Annotated in this window: 4 protein-coding genes; 1 reads left to right on the forward strand and 3 read right to left on the reverse strand. The window is 59.5% G+C overall.

Annotated elements, in window-relative coordinates; translation table 11 throughout:
* Nucleotides 1–336: 336 nt before the first annotated feature.
* The 3 genes from repC to repA form a co-directional block, all read right to left on the reverse strand.
* Nucleotides 337–1,551 (reverse strand): plasmid replication protein RepC, encoded by a 1,215-nt coding sequence (gene repC / locus MOV76_RS38270; RefSeq protein WP_247266511.1) that lies wholly within the window; start codon nucleotides 1,549–1,551, stop codon nucleotides 337–339.
* Nucleotides 1,552–1,705: 154 nt separating this feature from the next.
* Entirely contained in the window at nucleotides 1,706–2,701 is a 996-nt protein-coding gene (gene repB / locus MOV76_RS38275) for a plasmid partitioning protein RepB (RefSeq protein ID WP_247266512.1), read from the reverse strand.
* Nucleotides 2,698–3,894 carry a plasmid partitioning protein RepA gene (gene repA / locus MOV76_RS38280; RefSeq protein WP_047618201.1) on the reverse strand — a complete coding sequence of 399 codons (1,197 nt, stop codon included), beginning with the start codon at nucleotides 3,892–3,894 and terminating at the stop codon, nucleotides 2,698–2,700. The genes repB and repA overlap by 4 nt, the downstream gene beginning before the upstream one ends.
* A 203-nt stretch (nucleotides 3,895–4,097) precedes the next feature.
* On the opposite strand from repA, the gene cobF reads away from it, so the two are divergent.
* Nucleotides 4,098–4,862 carry a precorrin-6A synthase (deacetylating) gene (gene cobF, locus MOV76_RS38285; protein WP_018246219.1) on the forward strand — a complete coding sequence of 255 codons (765 nt, stop codon included), beginning with the start codon at nucleotides 4,098–4,100 and terminating at the stop codon, nucleotides 4,860–4,862.
* Nucleotides 4,863–5,059 lie beyond the last annotated feature (197 nt).

Here is a 5,059-nt window from a genome sequence, read left to right on the forward strand (position 1 = left end):
TCGCCTCCCTGGTTGCAGCTCGCGCCTGAACGCTCTCGGCCCTTCGAGCACCCTGCTCGGCGTCAGACATGCTGAGTGTGTCGGCACGGCCACCAAATCAGCCCCGCTTACGGGAAGCAGGGTCTGAAGCATTGCACCGTCGATATCGTAGCGCATTGTTAAGCTTTACGGTTTTTCACAAATGGAAGCAAAATAGGTGTTTCCTTCCGCCATGTATGACATGGTTAATGGTGTATTTCAACAAAAGTCGAGGGAAGGAAGCCGTTGAGATGGCAGATCGACCGGCCGCATATCCTTCTAACCGTCGCAGCTGGCGCGAAGCTTTTTCATAGCCGTTCATCCGGTTTTCCTCGCTGCCGGACCATTTGCCCGCATCAGCGCCATCAGCATCGGTCCGAGCGAAAATTCGCCGCGCTCCGCCCGCCGCGTCAGGTCACGCAGGTAGCCGCCGGCCGAGTTGATATGTCCGCCCCTTTCCAGAATGCAGGCGATCACCGTGGCGGCGTTTTCCGGCCCCATGACATCGCAGGCCAGCTGATAGGCGCTGGGGCTGACGCCAAGAGTGGAACGGACGATCACGGCCGCGGCCATCAGATCGCGCCAGCTGCCAATGCCGCCGCCTGCTCCGTAAGCGATGATCTCCGGGCAAGCCTGCAGCACCATGGCAAGGGGGAAGGATTTCGGCGGCTCCCGCCACGGCTGCGGTTCTTCCTCCGGCTTTGCGCCCTGCTTCGGTTCGAAGCTTGGTTCAAGTTCAGATATGAGGTGTGGGTTTGAATTATGTATGTGCCGACCGTTTTGGTTATCATTGCCGTCTGTTTTTTCTGTTTTCGACTTCGATTTCAGCGTCTTGACGATCAATTCCCGGAAAGCTTCGAGATCGGCCAGCAGACTTTCCATCTCGGCAGCCGACGGACGGCGCGGCAGGCTCGCGGAAAGCAGATTGAAATGCTTCTGCATCTCGATCCATTCGCCGGCAATTTCCTCTTCCAGCGCGATCTCGATGAGCTTGGTGATGTCGCGCCGGCAAAGTGTCAGGCGCTCCCTCAGGCGCTTCCATTCGAGTTTGGCGGCCATCACCTGAGCCGCCTGCGCCTCGATCTCGCGAGCGCGCACCAGGAGCGGCGCCAGGCTGAAGCCAAAGGCCTCACCAAGCCCGCCTTCGCCGTTGCGGCGGGCAAAACGTTTCCCGTTCGGGCTATCCCGCCGGATGATCAGGCCCGCTTCCACCAGCATCGCCAGGTTCCGCCGCAACGTCGTGCCGGCCATGCCGTGCGTGCGAAGCGACAGCTGCTCGTTCGAGGGAAAGACGACGAAACCGTTGGCCTCGGCAATCTCGTTCTTCGGATAGAAGGTCAACAGCGCGTTGAGAACAGCCAAGGCACGGTCCGATACGCCGACCATGTCCTTTGCTTCGCAGAGTGCACGAAAGATCTTCCACTTGTCGACCGATGCGTCCGGATCGACCTTGCTGGCGCTTTCCTGGCTTGCCAGCATGCCAAGCGTCATCGATCGCCGCCCGAAGGGCGTCGATACATATTGAGGCTCCATGTCCCTCACCTTTTCTCAAGGCAAAAGAAAGCTACCACCCAAAAGGATGCCGAAGATGCTTGACAGTGATTCGAGGAAGTGCGATTCTCAGATTGTCCAGATATGAGAAAGGCTTCCGCGACGGCAACGTTCGGAGGCTTTTTTCTTTTGCGGCCTATTCTCCTGCTTGCAATTTGCCGGCCCGGTAGGCTTCGTAAAGCTCATCGAGACGGCGTGAAATGTAAGCGCCGAAATCCGGCGCATCGCCGGTCTTCAACGCGATCGTGAAGGAATTGCCGGCGCTCTTGATTCGGCCGGCAATTTTGCCGCCGCTCTTCGGCTTCCAGTCAAATTCCGTGGTTTCGGGCTTCGCTTCTTTCTTGGCGAGCTCGGCAACCAAAAGCTCGAAACGGCGGTCGCTCTCTTCCGCCAGGAAACTTCCCGAAGCAATGAGCTTCGCAAGCCGCCCGGCCGTCATCCCATTCCAGTCCTGGGCAAGCGCCATCCACCTGCGTCGCCCAATGCCAGGCGCGGCTCCGACCGACCTGACGATTTCGGCGGGGATGGCTTTTGCGACGGATATCAGCTTCGATAGCTCCGTCTTATCCGTCGACAGCGCTTTCATGATAACGGGACGCTCAAAACCCTTGAGCTCGAGATTGAGGGCAAAGACCGCGCGCTCGATATAAGAAAGGTTCCGACGCGCCGAATTCTCAATGCCCTGCGCGATGACGACATCGGTATCGTCAAGCTTACGGACGATCGCTTGAACCTTGAGCCCGAGCAGCTTGACCGCCTGCAGGCGGCGATGGCCGTAGGCGATCTGGTAGCGGTCCTCATCATTGGGATGGCGGCGAACGAGGATCGGCACTTCCTGGCCGTTCTCAGCAATCGACTGCACCAGCTCGTCTTCCGTATCGAGCGGCTGGTCGGCAAGGCGGTCGCGGACGAAAGAGGAATCGATCAGATCAGGATCGAGTTCGACGATGCGTTCACCGGAGAGCAAGGCCTCCTGCATCGCCCTGCTCTCTTCCTCCATGCGGCCAAGAGTCAGCGCCATCGTCCGAACCGGCCCGGCCGATCCGCGCGAAGATGGCTCCTCGTAGTTGGCCGCGGCCAACTCCTGCGCCGTATCGTCGAAGAGACCTTTCAGGCGATCGCGTCTGCTCATGTGCGGCCCCAGGCTTTGTGAATACCGGCGAGAACCTCGCTGTTGGCGGCATTGACCGATTCCAACGCCCGGTCATAGGTCGAGCGGCGCACCTGCCCTTTCTCGATCTCGTAGAGCGTCTGCTTGGTCAGACCGACATCGGCGATTGCCGTCGATTTAAGAATGGTCGCCGTCAACACGTCATCACTGAAAAGACTGCGCAGCAGCGCAACGATCTGCGACTGCGGCGCATCGAAGGGTTCGTGACGAGTGACGACATATTTGATGAAGTCATGCTGCAGGTCGCCGCCGGCCTTGCGTACGACGGAAAGCAGATCCGAAGTCATCAGCAGGAACTGCGACATGGAAGCGACATCGACCATCTGCGGATGGATGGTGATGAGCAGCGATGTTGCGGCGCAAACGGCGCCAAGCGTGAGGTAACCGAGCTGCGGCGGGCAGTCGATCACCACGATGTCGTAATCGGCCTCTACCTCGGCAATGGCAACACCAACGCGACGGAAGAACAGCTCGCCCGGCCGCTGCCGATCGTTCAGTGCCCGTGGCGTCTCGTGCTCGAACTCCATCAGCTCGAGATTGCCCGGCACCAGATCCAGTCCGTCGAAATAGGTCTTGCGGACGATCTCCTTCAGCGTCTTGCGGCCCTCATCGTAACGAATTGCGCCATAGAGCGTATCGCCCTCGGAAAGATCGAATTCGGGCTGAACGCCGAGCATTGAGGAAAGCGAAGCCTGCGGATCGAGATCGATCGCAAGCACCCGGTAACCCGCCAGCGCCAGATACTGCGCCAGATAGAGCGTCGTCGTTGTTTTGGCCGAGCCGCCCTTGAAATTGGTCACGGCAACCGTCTGCAGCTTTTCGCCAGGACGGCGCCACGGCTGATAGGACAGCGCGTCCTTCGGCTTGAGCTTCGCCATATACTGGCGCAATTCGTTGATCTGGCCGAGTGTGTAGGAACGCCGGCCATTCTGGGCAAGATCCGGCTGCGGTCCCTTGCCATCCAGTGAAAGCTGGCGAAGATAGCCGTCGGAGACGCCGATCATCTGGGCAGCCTCGCCGGAGGAGAATGTTCGTAGAGTCTTTTGCGAGAGCGGCGGAAACAGCTTGTCACGGAGGAGCTTCAGTTGCCGCGAAAGCTGGTTCGCATGCCGCTCGATCCGTACATCTGTCGTCGATACGCTAATGTTGTCCAAAACACCCAATCCTTTTCGATGCGCTTTTCTGTCAACATAGCGTCAAAAAGCGTATCAAAAGTGACACGATTCGGGATTTGCAGCAACAATAGGGCTAAGCCGCTATCCACAGGCCCGGTTGGCCGCGGCCAACTCATCGTTCAGCCCTTGCGACGTCCAAGCTTTTTCGGCATGACCGCCAGGACTCAACGGGGAGTATCCGCTTGAAGCATATCCATATCATCGGCATCGGCACGGGCAACCCGGAGCACCTGACCATACAGGCCATCAACGCAATGAACGCAGCCGACGTGGTCTTCCTGCCGGTCAAGGGCGTCGGCAAGGAAGAGCTCGCCGAAATCCGGCGGGATATCTGCGACCGCTATATCACACGGCCGGCCGGCAGGATTTCAGAGTTCGCGGTGCCGCAAAGGCAGACGGCAGACAAGACCTATGTGCAGAGCGTCGACGCCTGGCACGGTGAGATCGCCGGCATCTATGCAGAACTGATCTCCGGTCTCCCGGATGATGGCAGCGGCGCCTTTCTCGTCTGGGGCGATCCCAGTCTCTACGACAGCACGATCCGCATCATCGAACGCGTGCGGCAGGAAAGCAGCCTGGATTTCGATTACAGCGTCATCCCCGGCATCACCAGCATCCAGGCGCTGGCGGCCAGCCACAGAATCCCCGTCAACCTCGTCGGCAAACCGATCGAGATCACCACAGGGCGCAGGCTGGCGCAGGATGGACTTCTAACCGACAGCACCGTCGTCATGCTCGACGGCGAACAGGCTTTTGCGAAGATCAACAATCCCGATGCCGAGATCTTCTGGGGCGCCTATCTCGGAACCAAGGACGAGATCGTCAGATCAGGACGACTTGGCGACATCGCCACCGACATTCTGACGCTCAGGACCGAGGCCAGGCAGCGGCACGGCTGGATCATGGACATCTATCTCCTGCGCAAGGGACGGGATTTCGACGATTAACCAGTGCGAAGCCTTTCCAGCATGCTTTGCCGGCCCGGCTGCGATGATGTAAGAAGTGGCCAGAGGATCGAGAATGAGCATTAAGGCCGCAAAGGCGAGCGACAGGACGGGCGAGGCGGATCTGCACGGTCGCCCGGCGGCGACGATGCGTAGACGCGGCGCCTGCCCCGCCCTTGCCGCGCCGATGGCGACCGGCG

This window comes from Rhizobium sp. PRIMUS64 (genome assembly GCF_023006465.1).
Classification (GTDB): domain Bacteria; phylum Pseudomonadota; class Alphaproteobacteria; order Rhizobiales; family Rhizobiaceae; genus Rhizobium; species Rhizobium leguminosarum.